Raw genomic sequence first — 1,933 nt, 5'->3', positions numbered from 1 at the left:
GCCATGCTGTTTACCCCTTTAACTTTGCGTATTGCCACGAGAAGGATCAGATCTCACGGTGAGATCCATACGCCGACGAGAGTATGACCATGCGAACGCGCCTCCCATGCCGCTGACCAGCGTCTTTCGGATGAGGCGGGCTGGTGTGCCCGGGGTAGGGCGGGCCCTACCCCGGGCCGCCACGGATCGGCCCGGCGCGCCGCCTGGGCGGCGACGAGGTCCACGTCGAAGGTGGCCTCCGGGGAGGATCGGACCGGAGTTGGGCGCCGTGGGAGAAGGGCTACGTCTCGGCCCCCTGCACCCGGACGGCCCAGGAGGAGGTTGACGCATCCCAACTCGGGGGTGCCACAGTGGCCGACACGACCAACGAGGCCGCTTTGAGCAGTGCAATCACCCAGCTCGCAGGGAGCCTCGACAGTCCGCCTCCGCCAGGCCATACCGGCCGCAGGTGCCGCTGTGGTCGCCGCAGCGCCGGCAGCTGGCCACCGCAAGCGTGGCCGACGACCCGGACAAGCTGGTGGCCTTCCTGCGCTGGCAGGCGTTGCGGGTGTCCGGGCCGCTGCGGCGGATTACTCAGGACGCCTCGACCGGGCCGATCCCGGTGGCTGCCGCGCACGCCGCCGATGACCCGCACGCCTGCTCTGCGTCAGCGCAGGCGGCCAGGTGCGCTGAAGTCGGCTTGCGCGATGTGCGCCCGCCGGTGTGGCGGCCTCAGAAGGCGGCGACGGTGGCCGGGGCGCGTTCGGCGCGGCTGAGCGCCCGCAGGACGCCGGTCGGGCCGTGGCGGCGTACGGCCAGGCGGGCCAGCAGGCCGATCACCGTGTCGACGGCACCGGTTGGGAGAGTGGGCGTCGCGACGCCCACGCTGACCGCCAGGTCGTCGGAGTGGACCGCGAGTTCCATCATCCGGGTGATCAGCATGTCGTCGAGCGACAGTGACCACGGTCCCCACAGCGGGATGCGCACCGGCCGGTCCGCCGCCGAGGCGAGGGAGCCGTCCAGTTCTTCGAGGGCCAGGTCCACGCGCGTCACCAGTGCAGCGTGTCCTTCGGCCGAGACCTCTTGGCCGCCCTGCCGGATGCGGACGTTGATGTCGTCGTCGAGGTTCGCGCCGATCCAGCGCACCCGGCTGTAGTGCTCCAGCAGGGCGACGGTCTCCTCCTGCGGCACCGGGCTGGTCAAAAGCGGCGGAATGGCCAGGATCTGGTAGGCCAGGTGGCCCGCCAGACCGGCCACGCTGAACTCCGGCAGCGCGCTCGGCCGGCTCCAGGCGGCGGCGACCGCCGGATCGCGCAGCAGATCCGCGGCCGAGCGGGCGGTGAACAGGAAATCGGCTTTGGTGTCGGTCATTTCCCTACCCTTTCCAGTGAATTCCAGCTGTGCGGGCCATGCGGTGTCCGCCACCGGCGACGATTATGGCCGGGGCGCCGTGCGATCGGGCACGCCCGCTACCATCCGGTGCCCGCCGGGCAGTGAGGGGGAGGGAGCACGAGGCGGCGATGGCGGCGACGGTCTCCGGCGCGGAGGCCAGCCCATCAGCCGCCATGTCGGCGACGACCTCCAGACGGTCGGCGCCGTCTTGCTCGGCGGCCACGGCGTCGCGCACGTTCAGCGCGATCACTTCGAGGAGGGATCCGGCCATGACGAGAGGTCCAGGGCGGCGTCATGATCCAGCGGAAAGACGGGCCGCTTCAGGCTCCGGTACGGCAGCCGCTGTAGGTCCTGGTCAACACCGCCCGGAGTGAGCGCCAGCATCCAGTCGGCGGCGGCCTCGAACAGCTCCGGTTCCAGGTAACCGATCTTGACGGCGACCACGTCAACGTGGGCGATCTCCACCCCTAGGTTCTGTTTTGTGGATCATTGAACGTTAAGTGCGGGCCTCGCTGATTCTTCGCGCTGCGCGCGGTCCGTGCTCGGGCTGTGGCTTTTGGGG

At 70.2% G+C, this 1,933-nt stretch carries 3 protein-coding genes and 1 pseudogene; 1 reads left to right on the top strand and 3 read right to left on the bottom strand.

The window, feature by feature from the left end; genetic code table 11:
• Window positions 1–448: 448 nt before the first annotated feature.
• Window positions 449–667, top strand: a pseudogene (locus ACZ6R6_RS49280) (DUF6245 family protein); the annotation flags it as partial.
• 44 nt (window positions 668–711) lie between these two features.
• Here ACZ6R6_RS49280 and ACZ6R6_RS49275 read toward each other — a convergent pair.
• The 3 genes from ACZ6R6_RS49275 to ACZ6R6_RS49265 are packed head-to-tail and all read right to left on the bottom strand — an operon-like array spanning window position 712 to window position 1,836.
• Complete coding sequence (locus tag ACZ6R6_RS49275) at window positions 712–1,350, bottom strand: maleylpyruvate isomerase N-terminal domain-containing protein (RefSeq protein WP_470104466.1); 639 nt, start codon at window positions 1,348–1,350, stop codon at window positions 712–714.
• Window positions 1,351–1,354: 4 nt separating this feature from the next.
• Window positions 1,355–1,642, bottom strand: coding sequence for a hypothetical protein (locus tag ACZ6R6_RS49270; protein WP_470104465.1), 288 nt, complete (start codon window positions 1,640–1,642; stop codon window positions 1,355–1,357).
• The gene (locus ACZ6R6_RS49265) at window positions 1,618–1,836 is read right to left on the bottom strand and encodes an MlrC C-terminal domain-containing protein (RefSeq protein ID WP_470104463.1); all 219 of its coding nucleotides are present in this window, start codon (window positions 1,834–1,836) and stop codon (window positions 1,618–1,620) included. Before ACZ6R6_RS49265 ends, ACZ6R6_RS49270 begins: the two co-directional genes overlap by 25 nt.
• Window positions 1,837–1,933 lie beyond the last annotated feature (97 nt).

It is taken from the genome of Streptosporangium sp. NPDC048886 (assembly GCF_055586905.1).
This window is presented reverse-complemented; position numbering and strand designations above follow the sequence as displayed.

Coding starts and splice junctions, on each gene's coding strand:
- ACZ6R6_RS49270 (WP_470104465.1), bottom strand. CDS start 1,642: ATGGCCGGATCCCTCCTCGAAGTGATCGCGCTGAACGTGCGCGACGCC.
- ACZ6R6_RS49275 (WP_470104466.1), bottom strand. CDS start 1,350: ATGACCGACACCAAAGCCGATTTCCTGTTCACCGCCCGCTCGGCCGCG.